14 protein-coding genes, 1 tRNA gene and 2 pseudogenes are annotated in these 22,502 nt (G+C 36.0%); 11 read left to right on the forward strand and 6 right to left on the reverse strand.

Annotated features, from left to right (window positions below):
* The first annotated feature begins 43 nt into the window (after window positions 1-43).
* The 6 genes from WCP76_RS03510 (at window position 44) to ilvC (ending at window position 9,370) form a co-directional block, all read left to right on the forward strand.
* Window positions 44-1,561, forward strand: a complete 1,518-nt coding sequence (locus tag WCP76_RS03510; RefSeq protein WP_336294305.1) for a Do family serine endopeptidase — start codon at window positions 44-46, stop codon at window positions 1,559-1,561.
* A gap of 280 nt (window positions 1,562-1,841) precedes the next feature.
* Complete coding sequence (gene miaA / locus WCP76_RS03515) at window positions 1,842-2,714, forward strand: tRNA (adenosine(37)-N6)-dimethylallyltransferase MiaA (RefSeq protein WP_336294306.1); 873 nt, start codon at window positions 1,842-1,844, stop codon at window positions 2,712-2,714.
* A 238-nt stretch (window positions 2,715-2,952) separates the two neighbouring features.
* Window positions 2,953-4,752: an acetolactate synthase 3 large subunit gene (locus WCP76_RS03520; protein ID WP_336294307.1), complete on the forward strand. Its 1,800-nt coding sequence runs from the start codon at window positions 2,953-2,955 to the stop codon at window positions 4,750-4,752.
* Window positions 4,753-5,485: 733 nt separating this feature from the next.
* On the forward strand, window positions 5,486-6,607 hold the full coding sequence (locus WCP76_RS03525; RefSeq protein ID WP_336294308.1) for an ATP-dependent DNA helicase: 1,122 nt from the start codon (window positions 5,486-5,488) through the stop codon (window positions 6,605-6,607).
* Between the two features lie 72 nt (window positions 6,608-6,679).
* A complete protein-coding gene (locus tag WCP76_RS03530; protein ID WP_336294309.1) occupies window positions 6,680-7,414 on the forward strand; it encodes a pyridoxine 5'-phosphate synthase in 735 nt (244 codons plus the stop codon).
* A gap of 936 nt (window positions 7,415-8,350) precedes the next feature.
* Entirely contained in the window at window positions 8,351-9,370 is a 1,020-nt protein-coding gene (gene ilvC, locus WCP76_RS03535) for a ketol-acid reductoisomerase (RefSeq protein ID WP_336294310.1), read from the forward strand.
* A gap of 279 nt (window positions 9,371-9,649) precedes the next feature.
* On the opposite strand, the gene WCP76_RS03540 is transcribed toward ilvC, so the two are convergent.
* The 3 genes from WCP76_RS03540 to WCP76_RS03550 form a co-directional block, all read right to left on the reverse strand.
* Window positions 9,650-9,931 (reverse strand): hypothetical protein, encoded by a 282-nt coding sequence (locus WCP76_RS03540; RefSeq protein ID WP_336294325.1) that lies wholly within the window; start codon window positions 9,929-9,931, stop codon window positions 9,650-9,652.
* A 688-nt stretch (window positions 9,932-10,619) separates the two neighbouring features.
* Window positions 10,620-12,011 (reverse strand): amino acid permease, encoded by a 1,392-nt coding sequence (locus WCP76_RS03545; RefSeq protein ID WP_336294311.1) that lies wholly within the window; start codon window positions 12,009-12,011, stop codon window positions 10,620-10,622.
* A 1,519-nt stretch (window positions 12,012-13,530) separates the two neighbouring features.
* Window positions 13,531-14,061 (reverse strand): helix-turn-helix domain-containing protein, encoded by a 531-nt coding sequence (locus WCP76_RS03550; RefSeq protein ID WP_336294326.1) that lies wholly within the window; start codon window positions 14,059-14,061, stop codon window positions 13,531-13,533.
* A gap of 151 nt (window positions 14,062-14,212) precedes the next feature.
* Between WCP76_RS03550 and WCP76_RS03555 the strand changes: the two genes are divergently transcribed.
* The 4 genes and pseudogenes from WCP76_RS03555 to WCP76_RS03570 all read left to right on the forward strand — a co-directional run.
* Window positions 14,213-14,506 carry a helix-turn-helix domain-containing protein gene (locus WCP76_RS03555; RefSeq protein WP_336294312.1) on the forward strand — a complete coding sequence of 98 codons (294 nt, stop codon included), beginning with the start codon at window positions 14,213-14,215 and terminating at the stop codon, window positions 14,504-14,506.
* Window positions 14,507-14,580: 74 nt separating this feature from the next.
* Window positions 14,581-14,991: a hypothetical protein gene (locus WCP76_RS03560; RefSeq protein ID WP_336294313.1), complete on the forward strand. Its 411-nt coding sequence runs from the start codon at window positions 14,581-14,583 to the stop codon at window positions 14,989-14,991.
* Window positions 14,991-15,668 (forward strand): annotated as a pseudogene (locus WCP76_RS03565) (ParB N-terminal domain-containing protein); the annotation flags it as partial. The gene WCP76_RS03560 and the pseudogene WCP76_RS03565, both read left to right, overlap by 1 nt.
* Window positions 15,641-16,015 (forward strand): annotated as a pseudogene (locus WCP76_RS03570) (DNA adenine methylase); the annotation flags it as partial. The pseudogenes WCP76_RS03565 and WCP76_RS03570, both read left to right, overlap by 28 nt.
* A 923-nt stretch (window positions 16,016-16,938) precedes the next feature.
* On the opposite strand, the gene WCP76_RS03575 reads toward WCP76_RS03570, so the two are convergent.
* A tRNA-Lys gene (locus WCP76_RS03575) sits at window positions 16,939-17,014 on the reverse strand.
* Between the two features lie 451 nt (window positions 17,015-17,465).
* On the opposite strand from WCP76_RS03575, the gene WCP76_RS03580 reads away from it, so the two are divergent.
* Window positions 17,466-19,034 carry a TerC family protein gene (locus WCP76_RS03580; RefSeq protein ID WP_336294314.1) on the forward strand — a complete coding sequence of 523 codons (1,569 nt, stop codon included), beginning with the start codon at window positions 17,466-17,468 and terminating at the stop codon, window positions 19,032-19,034.
* Between the two features lie 671 nt (window positions 19,035-19,705).
* Here the strand turns inward: WCP76_RS03580 and WCP76_RS03585 are convergent.
* Window positions 19,706-20,662 (reverse strand): lysylphosphatidylglycerol synthase transmembrane domain-containing protein, encoded by a 957-nt coding sequence (locus WCP76_RS03585; protein ID WP_336294315.1) that lies wholly within the window; start codon window positions 20,660-20,662, stop codon window positions 19,706-19,708.
* Window positions 20,663-20,683: 21 nt separating this feature from the next.
* Window positions 20,684-22,438, reverse strand: coding sequence for a cation:proton antiporter domain-containing protein (locus WCP76_RS03590; RefSeq protein ID WP_336294316.1), 1,755 nt, complete (start codon window positions 22,436-22,438; stop codon window positions 20,684-20,686).
* Between the last annotated feature and the right edge of the window lie 64 nt (window positions 22,439-22,502).

Below are 22,502 nucleotides of genomic sequence, written 5' to 3' on the forward strand. Positions count from 1 at the left end.
AAATTTAATGAGTTTCTTTGCAGCATTTTGTTAAAGGCATGTCATGGGTAGAAATTTCATAGGTAAAAATATGTCTTTGAAGATCTTTGTTACAAGAGTTGTTGTCTGTGTGGTTTTGTTTTTATCAGGATCAGTCAGTTTATCTTGGGGGGAGGAGAAGAAAAATACACTCCTCTCTATTCCTGATTTAGCTGCTGAGCTTTTGGAGACGGTTGTGAATATTTCTACAGCCCAGACCGTTGATGGAACTGAACAGGACGAATATACTTCTGTGCCTGTTATCCCAAAGGATTCATTGTTACAAGAATATTTTAGTGATTTTTTTACACCTCAAGATGGTAAAAAGGACAGCCAGTTTCAAAAGGTACGTTCTTTAGGATCTGGTTTTGTAGTTGATGCGCAAAGGGGGCTTATTGTTACAAATTATCATGTTATCATCGATGCTGATGATATTGAAGTTAATTTCACTGATGGTACAAAGCTAAAAGCAAAGCTGCTTGGGAAGGATAGCAAGACTGATTTAGCTCTGTTGCAAGTGGATGCAGGAAATAAAAAATTAAAAGCTGTACGTTTTGGTGACTCGGAGAAGACGCGCATTGGTGATTGGGTGATGGCTATCGGGAATCCTTACGGTTTTGGTGGGAGTGTAACGGTTGGTATTATTTCTGCACGTAATCGTGATCTTAATGCAGGCCCTTATGATAATTTTATTCAGACAGATGCAGCGATTAACCGAGGCAATTCTGGTGGTCCATTGTTTGATAGAAATGGTGAAGTAATCGGGATTAATACAGCAATTATTTCGCCTTCAGGAGGATCTATTGGTATTGGTTTTGCTATACCGTCAGATATGGCTCTTTCTGTTATTAACCAGTTGCGTGATTTTGGCGAAATGCGGCGTGGTTGGTTGGCTATTCATATTCAACCAGTGACAGAAGATATTGCTAAAAGTTTAAAATTAGACAGCGCTGTGGGAGCATTGGTTGCTGGTAAAATAGAACATGCTGATGTAGACAATAGTCAATTACAGGATGGAGATGTTATTCTTTTTTTTGGAAAGACAAAAATTAGGCATGCGCGTGATTTACCACGTTTAGTAGCGGAAAGTTTAGAAGGAGAAGTGGTGGATATTACTGTTCTGCGGAATGGAAAGGAAAAAACAGTAAAAGTTAAGCTTGGACGTTTGATTGAGGGAGATGCAAATGAAAATATCGAAAAAGAGTCTGACGATGAAAAAAGTAGTGCTGTATCAAAAAGCGTAACTATGCAATTTATGGGAATGACATTATCTGAGCTTACAGAGGATTTACGTCATCGTTATTCAATCACTGATAAACTTCAAGGATTAGTAGTGACATCTGTTGCACGAAACAGTGCGGCAGACAAAAAGCGGATTCGCATTGGTGAAGTGATTGTTGATATCAATCAAAGTTCTGTCACAACGATTGATGAAGCTAAAAAACGTATCCATAAACTACGTGAAGCTGGACGCAAAAATGCTCTATTCATTGTTGCTCGGCCAGATGGGGAGTTAAGGTTGGTAGCAATCCTAATGGATTGATGCTTTTGAATGCATTTTTAATCATTTTTATTGCTATAAAATTATACGATAAGTTATAGTTTTCTTCCTTCAGTATAAAACATAATGCATCCATTTTTATCAAAAGATAAAGCTGGTTGAGTATGTATGTTAAACTAATATTAAAGTGGCGAGTTATCATGGGTGCTTTCTATTTGAAGAGTTTACATCTATTACGATGTAGGTAAAATACAGAGCCTTTGGAGTTTGTCATGTGTATTGCAATAAATTGTTTATTGATGAACATAGAAGATTGCCATTCATGACAGAGAGAACGATTACATTAATAGCGGGGCCAACGGCAAGTGGAAAATCAATGCTTGCTTTACAAATGGCTCAAGAAAAAAATGCTCTCATCATTAATGCTGATTCAATGCAGGTTTATGATGTTTTAAGCATTTTAACGGCACGACCGACAAAAATGGATACTATAACTATTCCGCACTATCTTTATGGTTATGTAAGTCCTAGTGTGAGTTATTCAGTAGGACAATGGGTGCGTGATGTTGAAAAATTGTTGGCTACGTTTACATCGCAATCACTAATTTTTGTCGGTGGAACAGGGCTTTATTTTCGTGCTCTTTTAGAGGGGCTTTCAAAAATTCCTCATATTCCAGATGTTGTACGGAAAAAATGGAGACGGCGGTTTGATGAAGAGGGGGCTGAAAGTCTTTATCGTCAGTTGTTACAGGTTGATGCTGTTCTCGCTGAGAAAATTTCTTCTCAAGATGGTCAGCGTATTGTACGTGCTTTGGAAGTTTATGATGCGACTGATAAGAAACTAAGTTGGTGGCAAAAGCAAAAAACAACACCCCTAATTACATCTAATTGTTTAGAAAAAATTCTTCTCATTCCGCCACGTCAATTGCTTTATGAGCGTATTCATAAGCGGTTGGATATTATGATTGAAAGAGGAGCTTTAGAAGAGATAATTGCCATGAAGAAACTTATGCTTTCTCCTTTATTGCCGGCGATGAAGGCTATTGGTGTCCCTGAATTTGTAGATTATTTGGATGGATATAGAAGCTTTGAAAATGCTCTTGAAACAGTGAAAGTAAAAACAAGGAGGTATGCAAAAAGGCAAATAACTTGGTTTCGTAATCAATTTGATGAGGAATGGAGGGTTACTTCTTGATACCAAAGCTAAGAGATTTGCAAAGCAATTTAAGAAAGAAAATTGTTAATGCATATTTTTAGGCAGTATAATTTTTATTGACGAATGATATCAATAGAACTAGAAGCATTTTTACAGGAAATACTGCCCTTGTACATTCTATGTATGGGAATAAAAGGAATAATCATACAATATTTTGCATATAATGAGCTCCTTCGTAGGGCTCTTTTATTGTGCTGTCAAGTAGGGGAGTGGGAAAATGACAAATCATCTAAAAATGCAAGAACATGCGGACGGAAAAACAATGTCAGGTGCTGAAATGGTGATTCAAGCTCTTATTGATCAAGGGATTACACATTTCTTTGGCTATCCTGGTGGAGCTGTCCTCCCTATCTTTGATGCTATTTATCAACAAAATTCACTTCAACATATTTTGGTACGGCATGAACAAGCAGCTGGTCATGCTGCTGAAGGTTATGCGCGGAGCACAGGAAAAGTAGGTGTTATGCTAGTGACTTCTGGTCCAGGTGCAACTAATGTTGTAACACCTTTGCAAGATGCATTAATGGATTCTATTCCTATTGTTTGTTTGTCTGGGCAGGTACCGACGACAGTGATTGGAAAAAGTGGTTTTCAAGAGGCCGATACAACTGCCATTACGAAATCCTGTACCAAATACAATTTTTTAGTTAAAAATGTAAATGATCTTGCGGCAATTATTCATGAAGCCTTCTATATTGCCCAATCAGGACGTCCAGGGCCAGTTTTAATTGATATTCCTAAGGATATTCAATTTGCTTCAGGTGTTTATAGAGCACCTCAAATTTCTACGCCTTTGCGTTCTTCTCTGCAGTTGAAAGAGAGCACTAAAGCTATTGAAAGTGTTGTCTCTCTTTTAGTAGAAGCAAAACGCCCTATAATTTACTCTGGTGGTGGCGTTATTTCATCAGGCTCTAAAGCTGTACAGCTTTTGCGCGATTTGGTTCAACTGGGAAATTTTCCGATTACTTCAACATTAATGGGGCTTGGCGCTTATCCTGCTTCTGGAAAAAATTGGCTTGGAATGCTTGGAATGCATGGAACCTATGAAGCTAATATGGCTATGCATGATTGTGATGTTATGTTAGCTGTTGGTGCACGGTTCGATGATCGTATTACTGGGCGGGTTGACGCATTTGCACCTTATGCACGCATTATCCATATTGATATTGATCCTTCTTGTATCAATAAGATTGTAAAAGCAGAAGTCTCACTTATTGGCGATGTGAGTGATGTTTTGGAAAATATAAATCAACATTTTCGTATGCAGCGACCAACGTTTAAAAGCGAAAGTCGAGAGGCGTGGTGGATGCAAATTAATCGCTGGAAAGCTCGTAATTCATTAGCATATGCTGATAAACAAGATGTTATTATGCCGCAATATGCTCTTGAACGACTTTATACGCTTACCAAAAATAAGAATGCTTATGTCACAACTGACGTTGGACAACATCAGATGTGGGCTGCACAATATTATCGCTTTGATGAGCCAAAACATTGGATTACCTCTGGTGGTCTTGGGACTATGGGGTATGGTCTTCCCGCTGCTATTGGTGCTCAAATAGCACATCCTGATGCGTTTGTGTTATGTATTTCTGGTGATGCTTCAATTCAGATGAATATTCAAGAGCTCGCAACAGCAATTCAGCATAATACACCAGTGAAAGTTTTTATTTTAAATAATCAGTATATGGGAATGGTTCGACAGTGGCAAAAATTGTTGCATGGTAATCGTCTTTCTCATTCTTATACGGAATCGATGCCTGATTTTGTAAAATTGGCGCAAGCTTACGGAGCGGTTGGTATACGTTGTTCAAAACCAGATGAACTTGATGGTAAAATTCAGCAAATGATTGACTGTGATAAAGCAGTTCTCTTTGATTGCCGAGTTGATAATTTAGAAAATTGTTTTCCCATGATTCCATCTGGGTGTGCTCATAATGATATGCTTTTACCTGATGAAGCTAATGATGAAGCAGTTACAAACGCTATTTCGTTGGACGGCCGAGTTTTGGTATAAAAGGAATATATTCACAAGATAATTAAGGGATTTTATTGTTTTCGACGCTTTTTATATAAAGAGGTTGTGTACTGTAATCTGCATAAGAGAACGGTGCTTTGAGTTATGATGTTATTGTACCGGAATTAATAGAAATAAGTAACTGCTAATTTATCCTAATAATATGAAGGAGATGTGATTTAGTCATGACCTGAGAAAGGAAAGATCCATAATATTCATTCTTTGATTTATAATGTATCTGGATGAACAACCCATAAGTAGGTTTAATCTTTTTTCATCATGGTAACGTATTTGACTTTAAGCTATAACTGAGCTGATTAATAAGTAAATATGGATTATAGCTTATGAAGTTACATATTTATATTCTGTAATAGGATAGTTTTTTTCCTGAGAAATTTGTAATTACAACTCTATATCTATTAATATGGTGCAGTAGATGCGTATATTAAGCTATGTTAATTTTACTGTGTTGACTTCGTCTATAGAACAGAATGCTTTTACTTAAGCAAGTATGAGATTTTATCAAAAAGCTTTATACAAATTTTATATGGGCACAATAATTTAGATTATTGAAATATTTTTTACGAAAGCGCTTGCAAAATGGTTGATAATTGTGCTTTGAAAGTGGTTGTTAGATATTCATGTATCAGAAATTATTAATGAAAAAGTTTTCTTGACGGTCACTTTTTTCAAAATACTTGCTCTTTTTGTGCGAATCTTATTTTTATAAACTATGCAGTTTTCACCGGAACAGGATAATGCATTGAAGGCTGTTTCTGCGTGGTTGAGGGATGGGCGTTCTCCTATTTTTCGTCTTTTTGGCTATGCAGGGACAGGTAAAACAACACTTGCACGCTATTTTGCGGAAACAGTTGATGGTTCTGTCCAATTTGTTGCGTTTACAGGAAAAGCGGCACAAGTTTTACGTTCTAAAGGTGCAAATAACGCCTGTACTATTCATTCGCTGATTTACCGTCCACGTGGAGAAGAAGAAGTTTCCGATGAAGTAACAGGAAAAAAATCTATTGCGCCGACATTTTCATTGAAACGGAGCAGTTTGGCTGCGCAGGCTAAGCTTATCATTGTTGATGAATGTTCAATGGTAGATGAGCAATTGGCACTTGATTTGATGAGCTTTCGGACGCCAATTCTTGTTCTTGGTGATCCGGGGCAATTGCCTCCCATATCAGGAGGTGGCTTTTTTTCTAAAGGCGCGCCAGATTTTTTTCTTTCGGAAATCCATCGACAAGCGCGAGATAATCCTATTATTCGTATGGCTATGGATGTGCGTGAAGGACGTGATATTGCTTATGGTAATTATGGAGCAGCCTGTGTTATTACACGAAAAGAGGTGGATCAACAATTAGTTTTAGACGCTGAACAGATCTTGGTGGGGATTAATCGAACGCGCCACCTTTATAATAAACGTTTACGTGAGCTGAAGGGGTTTACAGCAGATTATCCACAAGCGGGAGATAAACTTGTGTGCTTGCGCAACGAGTCCGCGAAAGGCTTGTTGAATGGCTCTTTATGGAAGGTGATGACTTCACAGAAGGAAACAGTTAAACCCGGAATAAATCTTCTCATTAAACCAGAAGAAAGTGAGGGTGGAGTGGTGAAGATTAAGCTTTTAAAAGCAGTGTTTGAGGATCCTCAGAATAAGATTTCATGGCAATTAAGAAAAAGATATGATGATTTTGATTATGGGTATGCATTAACCGTTCATAAAGCACAAGGATCTCAATGGAACAATGTAGTTTTATTCGATGAAAGTTTTGCATTTCGTGACATGTATGCACGCTGGCTTTATACGGGCATTACGCGTGCGGTAGAGAAGCTAACAATTGTCCGATAGAGAAAATAATGTTTGTTCTTTTGAATGTGTTTTTTCCTGTCTTTAGAATTATACACGAAAATAGGAGTGTGCATGGCAGTAAAACTTTCGGTGAATCTTAATGCTATTGCCGTTTTGCGCAATCGGCGTAATCTTCCGTGGCCAAATATTAAGAGTATTGGGCATATAGCACTTACAGCTGGTGCTACGGGGTTGACAGTTCATCCGCGACCTGATGAAAGGCATATTCGTTTTTCTGATTTGCCAGATATATATTGTTTAATTAACAGTACATTTCCTACCGCTGAATTTAATATTGAAGGTTACCCAAGTGGTGTATTTTTAGATATAGCAGAAAACTATGCTGATCAGATTACTCTTGTTCCTGATGATCCCTCTCAATCAACTTCTGATCATGGTTGGAATTTTGCTCACGATGCAGAATTTTTAGAACCTATTGTCCAACGTTTGAAAGAAAAAAAAATTCGCGTATCATTATTTGCTGATCCTATTGTAGATGGTCTGGATATTGCTAAAGCGATTGGAGCTGATCGTGTGGAATTTTATACTGGACCTTATGGTGGTGCGTTTAAAGATAAGACAAAACAAGATCAAGAGTTAAATAAACTTGCTTTAGCAGCAAGAAGAGCTAAGGAGCTGAAATTAGGTGTTAATGCAGGACACGATCTGACAATTGGAAATCTTCCTGCTCTTGTCCGTCGTATTCCTTGGATTGATGAAGTTTCCATTGGTCATGGACTTATTGCTGATGCGTTAGAATATGGAATGCATAAAACTGTTCAGCGTTTTATTCGATTGTTGATGTGACTTTTTCTCTCTGTTCAATTGCGAGAATAAATTTTTGTAAAGCTCTTTCAGTTCATCTCAAAAAAATTTTATATGCTTAGATAGATAATACTGCTTGAGATGCGGCTTATGATCCAAAAAGATATTTATTTATAGCCCTCTATTTTTCTGTATTTATTAATGCATTAAATGCTTTTTTACTCATGTTATCGGTTGTAATTATGTTTATCTAAGAGATCAGATTTTAAAAACATTTTTTTTCAAGAAATTGTATGGGATTTTTAACTACTGAGTTCATAAAGGATTCTTAGCTTGCTAATCTGATGATATGTTTACCACGTATATCGTGGCATTGAATCATAAGTAAAAAAGTTGCCCTTATCTTTAACAAGATAAGGAGCAAGCGTATAAGGCTGTAGGCGCGGATAAATAATATCAGAGAAAATTTTTACGCAAGCTTACAACAAGTGAATTCAAGATTTTGAAGCAGTTTATTGTGAAGATCTTTATGGAAAATAAGCATTGAAAGGGCAGTATTTCCGTGTGTTTTTGCAGATGAGAGTTTTTTGAATTGTTGAGGGTTGTACAGGAAGTTTTTATCAAGAAAGAGATAAAATCGCTTAGTATATCTTAACTTTAAGAATACAATGATTGGTTATGCAGAAAAAACAGAATTTTAGCAGGTGTGTTTTTTTTAAAGAAGTATTTTTTCGTATAGTATACTGTCTTGTAGAGCATAAACTGAAATTTATTTTGGGATATAGGTATGTTTTTGAAAGGTTTGAGGGGGTGAAACTTTTGGTATGCAATATGCAAATTTAAAAATATTATTCAATTGCTATTTTATTATGGTAAATGTTTTTGCTATTTACGATGTGTAAGGTACCCAGGATAACTTTTTATTAAATAAAAATAATCTGAAATTCAATTTCAATATAGAGAGAAGGAAGCATTTTTATGCGTGTTTATTATGATAGTGATGCGGATGTTAATTTGATTAAAGGGAAAAAAGTGGCCATTATTGGTTATGGTTCACAAGGGCGCGCACATGCTTTAAATTTAAAAGATTGCGGTGTTCAAAATGTGCAAATTGCTTTACGCCCCGGGTCAGAAACAGCTAAAAAGGCTACTGTAGACGGTTTTGAGGTTGTTAGTGTTGCTGAAGCGGCGAAATGGGCAGATTTTATCATGATGGCAACACCAGATGAATTGCAGGCTGACATTTATAAAGAGCATATTCATAATTATTTACGTGATGGAGCGGTAATTGCTTTTGCGCATGGTTTGAGCATTCATTTTGGTTTAATTGAGCCTAAAAAAACAGTCGATGTTGTGATGATTGCTCCTAAAGGTCCAGGTCATATAGTTCGTAATGAATACCAACGTGGTGGTGGTGTTCCGTGCTTAATTGCGGTTGCACAAGACATTTCAGGACATGCCAAGAATATAGCATTATCCTATGCTTGTGGTCTTGGTGGTGGACGTGCCGGGGTGATTGAAACAACATTTAAAGAAGAGTGTGAAACTGACCTTTTTGGTGAACAAGCCGTTCTCTGTGGTGGTCTTGTTGAGTTGATTCGAGCAGGTTATGAAACACTAACACAAGCAGGCTATGCACCTGAAATGGCTTATTTTGAGTGTTTACATGAGGTTAAAATGGTTGTTGATCTCATGTATGAAGGGGGCATTGCAAATATGAATTATTCGATTTCCAATACAGCTGAATGGGGCGAATATATGTCTGGTCCACGTGTGATCACGGATAAAACTAGAGAAGAAATGAAACGTATTTTGAAAGATATTCAAACAGGTAAATTTACATCAGATTGGATTCAAGAATATAAAGCTGGTGCTTCTCATTTTAAAAGCATGCGGCGTTTAAATGATAGCCATTCTATTGAAGAAGTTGGCAAAAAACTTCGCTCTATGATGCCTTGGATAAAATCTAACGCTTTGGTTGATAAAGAGCGTAATTGAAGTTTATATTAAACTGCTATGTAAGTAGCAAAAAGGGTCAACTAAAGTTGACCCTTTTTGCTATAAGGTTTATTTTTTAAGTCTTTGTGTTTGCAAATTCTTTTTTCCAAAAAGAAAATATACGATTCCTAAAAATATAAACTATGCAGGAGTATATTTCTAAAGCTATTATAATATTAGATTCTAGTGACAATAAGTAAATTATAAATGTAAAAAAGATGATAAGAATTCAATTTGAAATCCGGAAATAATTCTGTAATTTCCTGCGGAAAAGTATTTCTACATGTTGCTAAAGGAGATAACCGTTCCATTTGGGGAGATACAATCGGTGAAGATTATGTAAAACCCTACAATAATTAACACTAAAATCACTAAGGCTTTTATAAAATCAAACCAAAATTCAAGTTCGCTAAATAATTTTACAACTACAAGGTTGAGTATTAAAACGACATAAGACTGATTAGAATAAAAAATCCATGGATTGAGTTCAGGACACCAAAAATGTTTATAACTAACAATAGCAATGACTTTAGCAGTTCTAGTTACAATCCAATACTTGATCCTAGAAAATCGTTTGGGAAATCAATAAAAGATATCTGTATTGTGTGTTAGAAAGTAATAATTCTTCTATAGTATGCATTACGAGATATTGAATACAATCTATAATAGCATAAACTAGTATGATTAAAGGTCCGTAACACTGAATATTTTTCAGGATCCTATGAAGAGACCAGTTCTAATTGCTCTTCCGGTGGCTATAAGCTGTACGTTGCAGTTATTTAGTCCATGTTGTAATTTTTCTTTCATTTTTTTTATATTTAACTACGATATTTGTTAAATTGATTTTTAATAGCAAAAATTTACAAAAGCATCAGATTACAAAAATCAACATTTAATGACAAAAAATACAGAAAACTTCCTTTGAAGGTTCCTAAAAAATTTTAAAAAGAGGAGAATTTACTCCAGAAATAACCTTAAAAAAGAAAAAAGACTTTCATATAACTTTTTATTTTAGATGGTTTTTAAGCCATACGTTGTATAGCACAACAAGTAAGCTTTTTCAGCTTCGAGAAGAAAGTTGGCAAAAACTCTGTTTTTATAATAAGTTTAATAAAGTTGAACACCTTATTGTTAATAAAAACACCATTAAAACTTATTGAGGATTCTCTATAAAAAACTGATATTTCATGTATAAAAAGGGATAACATTTTTTTTTGCTGATATGCTTTTTATGTACAGATTTTATTTGTCATTTAGCTATTTTTTTTCTTACAAATATAAAATACATTACTCCTAAGAAAATAAACCATAATAAACCACATTTAAAGGCTATTAGAGTGTCGGGTTCTAATGTTAACAAAAAGATCATAAAAGCAAAGAAAGCTAAAATAATCCAACACGTTATAATGCCTCCTGGCATTTTGTAGGTGGATTCAGCATGTTGCATAGGACGAGTGCGACGATACACAATATAACTAACTGTAATTATAGAGCATACGAATATAAATGAGATTGCTGAAATACTGCTCACAATTGTAAAAGCGCTCATGATGCTTGGAGATAGCGATGTAATCGCGTATCCTGATAAAATACATATGCAAGAAAAGATTAAGGAGTTTGCAGGTACATGGCCTCCAGAAAGTTTTCCTAGAAGTTTAGGAGCACTTTTTTGCGTCGCGAGTCCATATATCATGCGGCTAGTAGCAAAGATACCGCTATTCGCTGAAGATGCAGCTGAGGTGAGAACAACAAAGTTCACTAAACCAGCAGCTATCGGAATGCCCGCAAGCCAAAACATCGCGATAAAAGGGCTTTTATCTGGAATCATTTGATTCCAAGGTATAACTGACATAATTACAACAAGAGAACAGATATAAAAGAGCATAATGCGAATAGGTATTGAGTTAATGGCTTTTGGTAGAGCTTTTTTAGGTTCTTTGACTTCGGCTGCAGCTGTTCCAGCAATTTCTATACCAACAAAAGAAAAAATGGCGATTTGAAATCCAGCAAAAAAACCTTTAATGCCCCGAGGGAAAATATTGCCTTCGTTCCATACGTGAGCGAGAGATGCAAGATTACCATTTGGAGAGGTAAAGCCAGTCATGATCATATAAAATCCCACAATAATTAATGCCAAAATTGCTATGACTTTTATGAGACCAAACCAAAACTCGAGTTCACCGAATAGTTTTACAGCTACAAGGTTAAAGGCTAAAAAGAAAATAATGCAAGCAAAAACAACAGTCCATGGATTAAGGGTTGGCCACCAAAAGTGTGTATAGGTTATGATCGCAATGATATCAGCAGCTCCAGTTACAACCCAGCTTAACCAGTAGCTCCAGCCTATAAAAAAAGCAATTCCTGGCCCTAGGAGATCGGTTGAAAAGTCAATAAGAGATCGGTATTGTGGGTTAGAAAGAAGTAATTCTCCCATAGCGCGCATTACGAAGTATAAAATACAGCCTATAATAGCATAAACTAGGATAATTGAAGGGCCTGCTACATTGATTGTTTTTCCTGATCCCATGAAGAGTCCTGTTCCGATAGCTCCACCAATGGCTATAAGTTGTATATGGCGATTAGTTAACCCACGTTGCAGTTTGTTTTGAGAATTATCTTCTAACTTTTTTTTATAGTTCATTTTTTGGCGAAACCCTTTAATTATTTAAACTTCAAATTACACCGTAAAATACGATGCTTCTCTATCGAAGCATGATATTAATGAGGAGTAAAGGAAGAAAACACTTTTTATGTTTTTGTGTGGATAAAGAAAAAGAATATTGGAACTGATAAGAGTGTAGATTTTCAAAAAATGTAGTGAATATTTGAGTGCAGAATTTCAAGTTATATCTGAAACAACTATAAATGGCTGATAAAAAAAAACCTAGTATTATTATAACGATCACTTTTAAGCTGTTTCAAAGAGTCAATGAACTGCCTATTAGTTTATGGCAAAGCCTACTACAGTACTGCAGTTGTTTTAGATTCTATAGTAGAAGAGGGTTTTTACATTTTCTAGAATATAATATGGAGTTATCATCTTACTGAAGATAAAATATCAAATGGTGAAAAATTTTAACTTATATTTGGAACATTACTCTAGTAGTGTACGAAAGATCGCATACACATAATATATTTTACTGAGTTTTTTAAAAGATGAAATTTATCACAGAAATAGTTATTATGGAAGGACGATATGGTAAGGATGGCTCTAATTAGAAGACAATACTTGATTAGATGGATTATTACCGTACAGCAGCATTCTTACTATATCTTTTATGTAGCAAGCTTCTTGAATGGGATAATACCGAGTATGGAGTGCCAGATCTTTCAACAGATAAATACAAAAAGTTGTTACAGTGGAAGTGGAAGAAGACAACAAAATTAGTCAATAAAAGTCGAACCTCTTAAAAAAGAAAGCGGCTTCAAAATATCCGCTGCTTATTCAAGAAAATTTTGTAGAAACAAGTAAGAAAATAGTTTCGCCATATTTTATTCAAAGACATATATCGCAGTGCGGAAAGGTGTTGCTACAAATAAAAATGATATTTTATCTGATTTTATTATTTACGACTATCAGCTCTATCATGTTGATGTTTTTTTGAAGATTTTGATGCTTATGATAGCAAGCAGCTTGATAATTTTTAGAGAGGTATCATGCTTTTGTAAAAAAGATCAAAAAGAAAGAATAAATCGAGTGTAGTTTGACGGTATGTTTTGCACTAAGTGGGAAGAGGTGGGATTAGTTAGGAATAGATGATAATTTATTGTTTTTATGCATATTTTTTACCATTAAATGAGCATTTTTCAAAGAGGATTTTGACACCTAAAAATCGCAAAAAGTGCGAAAAATCGTAAAAATCAGAATTTTTCAGTAAATAAGGTAAGGAGGCTTTGAAAAGCCTTTGAAAAGTCTTTGAAGATTTAAAAAAAACCTTTGAAAGCCCAGAAAACTGCCTTTGAAAGCCCTTTGAAAAAAATCACGTAAAGAGTGAAGCCATCTTCAAAATCAGCTCAAAATCGCTAAAAAAGCAAAATAGAAACGCGCCATGTGGCGCATTTCTATTTTTTTATTAATATAATTATTTAAAAACAATATGTTAATTGAATTTGTTAACGTAAATAGAAACGCGCCTGCATTTTTGTATTTTAGATGATTGTTAAGCCGTATCTTGTGTAGTTTCTAGATGTGCTTTTTCAGCTTCGATTTGACGCTTTAAGTGCAGTTTTAGAAGTGGCAAAGTAAGCTCAACTTCTTCCGTATCATTGATGTTTTTAACAAGCTCTTGCAGTTTTTTATAAAGTTCCGCCGCGAGTTCCGCTATATCTTCAGGGGGGAGTTTTATTTTTGCATCGCGATAGGTTGTATAAGCTATGCGACCGAGCTTTTTCATGAGACCAGTAGGAATGGTAGGCGCTTTAAAACCTGCTGCTTTCGCCTTTGCCATGTCACTAAACATTTCACCTTCACCAGTGAGAAGCCAATGAAAGTCTACGCCATAAATTTTGTGATAGGCAATCATGATAGATGCTGGTGGCTCATTTACACCGAGTTCATAATTTGCGAGCGTATTTTTCGCCAAATTAAGAGATTTTGCAAAAATGCCCCGTTCTTCGTTTCCGAGGATTCGTCGTATTTCACGTAACCGTTTTGCCAATGGTGTTTTAGGTTCTGTTTCTAAACGTGCCAAAAAAATACCCATTATAACCATTTTGCGGGTTAATAAAACTCATAAAATGGTCTTAACTCTTATTACTGCCCGTTATATTAGGCAGTTATTACACAAATAACCCGACAAAAAACGGATGTTGGAGCATCCGTTTGAAGCAGGAGCGAAAGTTATGACCATCACCCAAACATGGGATCGCCACAGTATTTTAGCTGAGCTATGCCGTCGTAATATGACCTTGGCGGAGCTTGCGAAAGCCTATCAAATACCGTCATCCAGTGTTAAACACATTTGGAAACGGCCCAATGAAAAAACCGAACGCGCCATTGCCGATTTTATCGGCTTGCCCGTTGAGCAGGTTTTTTACGACCGCTACCCCAAAAGTCGCAGTCGCATATTCAAAGCAGCAAAACATTCCAATACAGATTCCATAGCCCATTCCACATTGCGCAATAATGCTGCTTAAAGTTGGTTACAAGGATGCGTTATCAAACGCATTTCCCATAACCTTTAGATTACATAAGACAAAAAGGTTTATCAATGTCTAAAAATCAATACAAAATAGATAGGATAAATTGGTGTTCTGCAAAAAATGAGATCATCAACCCTTACTCAGAAGTTGAGCGGTTAGAAACGATGCTTGCTTGCTGTTATAAGGTTGTGCAAAGAAGTTTTCGTCATTTGCCTATACGATATATTATTGACCCGCCGCATCATTTATTTGATGCGATGTTAGCGCGGCAGATTGCTATTCATATTTTTCATTATCAGTTTCAGGTTCCACGGCGGCGTATTGTAGCTATACAAGAACGTCAACGCACTTCTATTTCTTTATCCATACAAGTAATTAATCGTCGTTTAGCAGAGCCTGTTTTTGCCAAAGCGTATCACAAATGGGCAAAGCGTGCGGAGGATTTGTTTTTACAAGAAATCCGAAAGGCAGCAGCGTAATGGCACAGTTTCAAAGACTTAATCTTGATCTGATTGTTGTGCCTGATCGTATTCGCCCTGTGGATGATGAGCATGCTAAGGCAATTGCTCAGTCTATGGTACAAGAGGGATTGATGAATCCCATTACAGTACGCCACACCCCCAATGCAAAGGGGGGTAATTATACCCTTATTGCTGGAGCACATCGTTTATGCGCTGCTGAGATTTTGGATTATGATCAAATTGATGCCATTGTAGTGCAAGCCGATAAAGAGAGTGCTGCATTGTTAGAGGTGGCAGAAAACCTTTTTCGCAATGAATTATCGGTTATTGACCGTACATTATTCGTACAGACCTATCGCGAGTTATGGGAAAAGAAGTATGGGGAGATTCAACGTGGCGGTGACCACGGTAATCAATATACAAAGGACAAAGTGGCAAAGGGTAAAGTTGACCCTTTGCCAAATGATGGTGACTTAAATGGCAAAGTGCAAAGTTTGTACTTTGCCACACATGTTGCCGATAGGATTGGTTTATCGAAGGTATCGGTGAAACTCCTCAATCGCATTGCACAAAATTTACAGACAGAGTTGCGTACAGTCCTGCGTGGTACGGCATTGGCAGATAATCAAGCACAATTGCTAAAATTTGCATTTCAACTGACTGTAGTGCGCGATTTAATTACTTTAAGGCTGAAGCATCATTAGAGCTTATTTATCGCCGCTTAGCAGGAGTTAGCATTGAACAGTTAAATTGGTCTGACTTTATGATTCGCTACGATCGACCAAACATCTTGTTTTATCTTGATCCGCCTTATTGGGGTGTTGAGGATTACTACGGAAAAGATTTGTTCAAGCGAGAAGATTATCAGGTGATGACAAAGATTCTTTCGCAATTAAAGGGGAAGTTTCTTCTTTCTTTAAATGATGTGCCAGAGATTCGAAAAACCTTCAGCCAATTTAATATAAAAGAGGTCACCACACTTTATTCATTTGGTGGTTCAAATCTTGCTAAAGAACTAATCATCACAAATTGCGATTTTTAGCAGAAGATTTTAGCAGAAGAAAAAATACTCTTTGAGGGGGCTTTAAAACCCCTTTGAAGACCCTTTTAAAGCTCTTTAAAAACTCTTTGAAAAAAAATAAATTGATGCAAAACTTGGTGTCAAATTATGCAAAACCTGGTGGCAAACTACATCGAGCCGTTACTGGTTTTATCGCGCTGGTTTAACAGAATAGAAATACTAGAACTTTTTAAGAGGAGAGTAAAGATATATATCTGTCGAAAAAAACTTCAAGTATAAATACGTTTATTAGCCAATCTATGTTGCCTTTAGTGTGTAAGTGTAGGCAGGGTTGGATACATTAATAAAAATTCCAGATTTGTATATTTCATCCTCTGAAGTATGGTGTTAATTTAATTTCGGGTAACATTTATACAATTCCATAAAAATGGAAAGATCCTTAAACTATTGCCAATCCAACTAGCTCCATAATCACCACTCTCGAATATGAAAAAATTAAACTGATTGATAGCCTTTAAGTCATCAATGCTATTATATGCGGTGCGCATTGAGACAAGAATAATGCTTATAGATTTTTTGTTTGTTTCAGGTGTACCATTGTGTAGGATGCAGTACACAATTGGCGATATGGGTGCCGAGAACAAAGGTGGGATATCTCGCCGAAGCTAAGCGTTGAGTAAACTCTGGGAATAGAAATTTTCTCGTGAAAAAGTAGAAATAAATAAAGATTTATTTAAAAATTTTTTAAGTAATATTTTAAGATTACTCTGTAACAATTTGATAAAAATAAATTTTTATAAAATATACTGTCAAGTTACAAGAGGTGAGCTGATATTTTAGAGCATCAATCATTCAACAGTCTTATTTTTATGCTCCATAAGTGCTTTGCAGCTAAAAAACGCTTTTTTATAATTGAGAAAAATCACTCACTTATTTGATTTTACTGGTGGGTGATGAGGGAATCGAACCCACGACCCGCTGATTAAGAGTCAGCTGCTCTACCGACTGAGCTAATCACCCACGATTTTTCAAAAATGAGAATGAGCGGTTCTATAACGCTCTGTTGGGAGGATGTCTAGATGATTTTATTGTTTTTTATGTAAAAATTATAGCTAAATTGACTGTGCAATTAAAAATATGATACTGTCGTGCAATGTTATATAAAAATAGACCCATTATAAAAAGCTTCATAAATGAGTGTTTTAATTATTATGCAGAGCTATAATTGGAGGATTATCGAGCGTAATGCCCGAGAAAAATTCAGCGGAATCTTCTTGTGGTTGCAAGTGCTGTGGGTTATCATTCTGTTTTATAAATTTTATCAATAATTGTGTGCGTTTAAGCAATTTTTTTCTGTTTCTTGCTTGGGGTGCGATTTGTTTGTGTCCAATGTGCTTGATTAATTATGAAAATGGAAGCTCATGAATTTGTTTTATCAATCGCGCGCTTTTAAGTTTTTAAAGGATGAACTATGATGGAGTGGATCGCTGATCCCCATGCGTGGTTTGGCTTGGTTACGCTGATTTTTCTTGAAATTGTTTTAGGAATCGATAACCTTGTCTTTATTGTAATTTTAGCTGAGAAATTGCCGCTGGATTTGCGAGATCGTGCACGCCTAGTAGGCCTAACGCTAGCGTTAGTGATGCGCCTTTTTCTTCTTTCAGTTATTGGATGGGTAATGAATCTTGATACCATCATCCTTTCGTTCTCATCTTTTGTGTTTAGTTGGCATAGTCTCATCTTGATTGGTGGTGGAGTTTTTTTGTTGGCAAAGGGAACTCTAGAGTTACATGAAAGATTAGAAGGCACTTCGCATGAAAGAAAAACTGGTATCGCTTATGTCGTTTTTTGGCAGGTTATTGTTCAAATTGTAGTGCTGGATGCCGTTTTTTCTCTAGATAGTATTATTACTGCAACAGGTATGATTGCAAAGGAGCAGGCTACAGTTATGTATATAGCAGTCATTGTTGCTATGGGGGTGATGATGTCTGGTTCTGGCGTTCTTATGCGTTTCATTAATCGTCATTCCACTATTGTGATCCTTTGTCTTGGCTTTTTGATGATGATTGGCTTTACGCTTATTGTTGAAGGTTTTGGCTTTCATATTCCAAAAGGCTATTTGTATGCTGCTATTGGGTTTTCTGTTCTTATTGAGGCTTTTAATCAAATTGGACGCCGTAATCGTGAAAAAATGATTACAACAAATGATTTACGTGGTCGAACAGCTGATGCAGTTTTGAGGCTTTTAGGGGGGGGAAACAAAGATGGTAATCTTGGTGAGACTGTAGATGTTATTGCTGAACAAGCAGCAGCTTCTGAGATTTTCCGGCCGGAAGAAAAAGAGATGATCCGTGGTGTTCTCGATTTGGCTGATCGTCCTGTTCGCTCCATTATGTCGCCGCGTAATGAGATTGAGTGGTTAGATTTAAATGGTGATGAGAACGAAATGCGTCAGGAATTACAACAGGTAAAACATAGCCGCTTAATTCTTGCACGTGAGAAAGTGGATGAATTTGTTGGGGTTGCTCTAACAAAAGACCTTCTTTTAAATTTGGCTGAGGGTAAAAAGATAAATTGGAAAAAAGCCATGCGAGAACCACTCGTTGTTCATGAAAATACAAGCGTTTTACGATTGATGGAGCAATTACGCCATTCTTCAGTTCAGCTTGCTATTATTGTTGACGAGCATGGTTCTTTTGAAGGGATTGCAACACCAACTGATATCCTTGAAGCTATTGCAGGTGATTTTCCTGATGATGATGAAGAACCCATGATGGCAGAACAGCTTGAAGACGGAAGCCTTCTTGTTGAGGGATATGCTGATATCCGACGTTTAAGCGGTTATCTTGGGCGTAATCTTGTTGATGAGGCAGATCGTTATACTACTCTAGCAGGATTTATGCTTTGGCGATTTGGTCATTTACCAAATGAGGGGGAAAGTTTTGAAGCGGAAGGTTTATGCTTTAAAGTCATAGAAATGGATCGCAGAAATATTTCTAAAATTCTTATCTCTCCACTTATCTTATTAGAAAAAAGCTAATTATTTTTGTAAGTAAGAGGATAATAGTACTTCTTTGGGTTTATAGATAAGGATATGGAGACTGTTGGATCGATTGTGGGATTATTATTTTATAGGTTTTAGAGGGTGAAGCAATAGACATACAAGAAGTTTAATTGCTAATGCGCTTTCAGGTTAGAAAAAAGCTTCTATCGAGATGATCTGCTGCTAGGAATAGAAAAAATAATGCAAAGTTATTCGTAAAATGATCATTAATCTTAAAAGTGGTGATTTTATATGCATTATTTCTGCAGTTTTTAGAGATGAAAATCTTATAAAGTCTTTTTTGTCTTTTAGTTTATATAAACTTCTTTTGTTCCTTCTCCTTTCAATAAAAGTTGTATCGAGAGATTACACTACAAAATAAAAATACCAATATTTAATATTAGAAAAGGGTTGGAACTTATCGAAGAGCTTCTTTTTCTACGCAGAATTTATTGGGTGAACTGGCGAAAGCGTTTTATGAAAGAAAACAGAAATGTTCAAACAGTTTCGTGTATTTTGCATCGTATTTGTTTATATAAAAATAGGGGTGCTTTGAGGTGCGATATAAAAGATAAATGAGTGCAATCATTATGTTGCTTCCCATATTAAATGAAATCCAGCACAATTATTGTTATATACACGCGCACAAAAAGAATAGCAGTAGATTTTTATTTATTCGGAGGTGTTTTAGGAGCTCGTTGCAAATATTGGTGAGCTTCAAAAATTGCTACAATAAATAATGAAATGATGAGTGGTATAACCAGATAAAGCATTCTAAACACAATAAGTGCTGCAACAACATCAGTTGGATTTACATCGGGCATGCCTGTTATGAATAAAGCTTCTAGAACACCAATTCCTCCGGCTGGGGCATTAGAGAGGAGTGTTATAGTAAAAGATGCCAGGAAAACACCAAGCACAGAAATAAAATGAATATCTGTGCTGTGCGGAAGAACAGCGTATATAATTCCTGCTGCTCCCAAAAGTTCTAAGGGGCTAATGAGAAGTTGTTGAATAACAATTTTTAGCTTTGGATAGGAAAGTTGAATTTTTTTTCCTAAGCGTAAAGGTTTCAATTGAAGCCAGCTGCAAAAAGTATAGAGCGCTATACAACTAAGCAAAATTGTAGCAATTGTTATTCCAAGCCATTCAGGAATCCCTTCGTGAATGAGAGTAATAATTTCAGGTTCCAAAATCAAAACGATCCCCAAAAGTAAGGTTGTGCCTATTACAAAAGTAAAAGAGCAAAAACCTACCAATATCGCGATTTCGGTTCCGTTTAATCCCTTCAGTTTATATGCGCGGTAGCGCACGATTGCACCAGAAAAAACTGAAGCACCAATATTGTGTGAAAGGGCATAGGTAGTAAACGAACATAATGCAATAAAAATCCAAGAAATTTTATGGCCGAGATGTTGCAAGGCAATTCGATCATATCCTGCAAGAGCAGCATACGCTAGAAGAGAGCATAAACAGGCTAAAAGCCAGTGCTGTATACTTAAATTGCTCAAACGTTCTAGGACATCGCTAAAAGAAATAACAGAGAGTTTTCTGTAAAGAATGCGAATAGATATCAACATTGCTGCGATACCGATAAATGGCCATATAAATTGCTTTGTTTTCACGCTTCTTTATCCGTTTTTTATTTATGTTTTTTGTAAATTTAATTCGTGGTTGTGCATACTTTTAAAAGATTTTTGTCCAGTTATATGTTCAATAATACTATTGGAAATTTCCTCATCATCAGTTACTACAATATCAGCACCTATTTCAATGAGATAAGCTGTTTCTACATCAGATAGCGCGTGCGTAATTATTTGAATATCCTCCTTCATATGGCGTATATTCACGATACATTCTCCAACTTCAATAGTGCTTCGCATTGTAATAACAACTTTGTATGCATTTCTAATATTGGCGGCATTCATAATATCTTGTTGAATGATGTTACCGCAGATTACCTCAAAACCATCTGCCATTGCTTTATCAGTGAGGCGTTTTGATTCCTCCACTATAATTACAGGTTTATCTTTATTTACTAAAGATAATGCAATAGATTTACCAATACGACCGTAACCAATAATAACAATATGGTTTACTTTTGAAGTTATTTGTAAAAATTCTTGGTCAGGATCTTGCTGATTTATATCAGTGATCATTTGTGTATCTTGTGAATTTGCAGAATAATCTTCTAGATATTTTTTAATTTTTTTACAGGCCATGAAAACAAGGGGATTAAGAAAAATAGAAAGAATTGCAGCTCCAAGAATTAAATCATGGGCATCGTCGTTTAAAAGTCCTAAGTTCAAACTTAAACCTGCAAGGATAAAAGAAAATTCTCCAATTTGAGAAAGGCTTGCAGCAATGGTCAAAGCTGTTGCATTAGAATAGTGAAAAGCTTTAACGATAAAAAAGGAAACAGCAGATTTTCCTAATATAATAATCAATAATGTTGCTAAGAGAGGGAGGAAATGAGTCAATAGTTTTCCTGGGTCAAATAACATACCAACAGAAACAAAAAAGAGGACAGAAAATGCATCTCGCAGTGGTAAAGATTCTTCTGCTGCACGATGGCTCAATTCTGATTCACTCATAACCATACCTGCAAAAAAAGCACCAAGAGAAAGAGAGACACCAAATAAATGAGCTGCTCCAAAAGCTACTCCGAGTGCAGTAGTAAAGACACTAAGACGAAATAATTCACGTGATCCTGAGTGTGCGCTCACTTTTAGCAACCACGGGATAACGCGCCGTCCAATAACAAGCATGAGAATGATGAATACTATAACTTTTAAGATGGTAAGACCAAAAATTCCCCAAATGTTTAAATTTAACCATTGAACAAGAGGATCAATAGCTTCTTTTTTTGTATTGCGAAGAATAGTTGCCAGTGATGGTATAAGAACAAGTATAAGAACCATCGCTAAATCTTCAATAATTAACCAACCAACAGCAATGCGGCCTTTTTCTGTTTCAATAAGATGACGTTCTTGCAAAGCGCGTAGCAAAATAACAGTACTTGCCGTTGATAACGCTAAACCGAAAATTATACTACCACTGATTCCCCATTCCATGATCAAGCCGAGGCATAAACCTAGAAAAGTGGTAAATGCTATCTGAGCAATAGCAGCGGGGATAGCAATAGCTTTCACAGATAAAAGATCTTTTAATGAAAAATGCAGTCCAACACCAAACATCAGCAAAATAATACCAATTTCAGCGAGTTGATTTATAATGACGGAATCTATTTTGAATCCACCTGTATTCGGTCCCACAATAACACCAGCTAACAAGTATCCTACTAGCGGTGAGATACGCAAACGATTCGCAATCATTCCCAAAAGAAAGGCTAAACATAGACCTGCAACAATAGTTGTAATTAGTGGTGTATCGTGAAGCATAGAATTGTTTATGACTCTTTAATCAAAAAATGGGTTAATTGAAACAACTGTAATTTTTTTTATG

The organism is Bartonella vaga (assembly GCF_037070895.1).
Classification (GTDB): domain Bacteria; phylum Pseudomonadota; class Alphaproteobacteria; order Rhizobiales; family Rhizobiaceae; genus Bartonella.

Coding starts and splice junctions, on each gene's coding strand:
- ilvC (WP_336294310.1), top strand. CDS start 8,351: ATGCGTGTTTATTATGATAGTGATGCGGATGTTAATTTGATTAAAGGG.
- WCP76_RS03580 (WP_336294314.1), top strand. CDS start 17,466: ATGATGGAGTGGATCGCTGATCCCCATGCGTGGTTTGGCTTGGTTACG.
- WCP76_RS03545 (WP_336294311.1), bottom strand. CDS start 12,011: ATGAACTATAAAAAAAAGTTAGAAGATAATTCTCAAAACAAACTGCAA.
- miaA (WP_336294306.1), top strand. CDS start 1,842: ATGACAGAGAGAACGATTACATTAATAGCGGGGCCAACGGCAAGTGGA.
- WCP76_RS03590 (WP_336294316.1), bottom strand. CDS start 22,438: ATGCTTCACGATACACCACTAATTACAACTATTGTTGCAGGTCTATGT.
- WCP76_RS03520 (WP_336294307.1), top strand. CDS start 2,953: ATGACAAATCATCTAAAAATGCAAGAACATGCGGACGGAAAAACAATG.
- WCP76_RS03560 (WP_336294313.1), top strand. CDS start 14,581: ATGTCTAAAAATCAATACAAAATAGATAGGATAAATTGGTGTTCTGCA.
- WCP76_RS03555 (WP_336294312.1), top strand. CDS start 14,213: ATGACCATCACCCAAACATGGGATCGCCACAGTATTTTAGCTGAGCTA.
- WCP76_RS03510 (WP_336294305.1), top strand. CDS start 44: ATGGGTAGAAATTTCATAGGTAAAAATATGTCTTTGAAGATCTTTGTT.
- WCP76_RS03530 (WP_336294309.1), top strand. CDS start 6,680: ATGGCAGTAAAACTTTCGGTGAATCTTAATGCTATTGCCGTTTTGCGC.
- WCP76_RS03525 (WP_336294308.1), top strand. CDS start 5,486: ATGCAGTTTTCACCGGAACAGGATAATGCATTGAAGGCTGTTTCTGCG.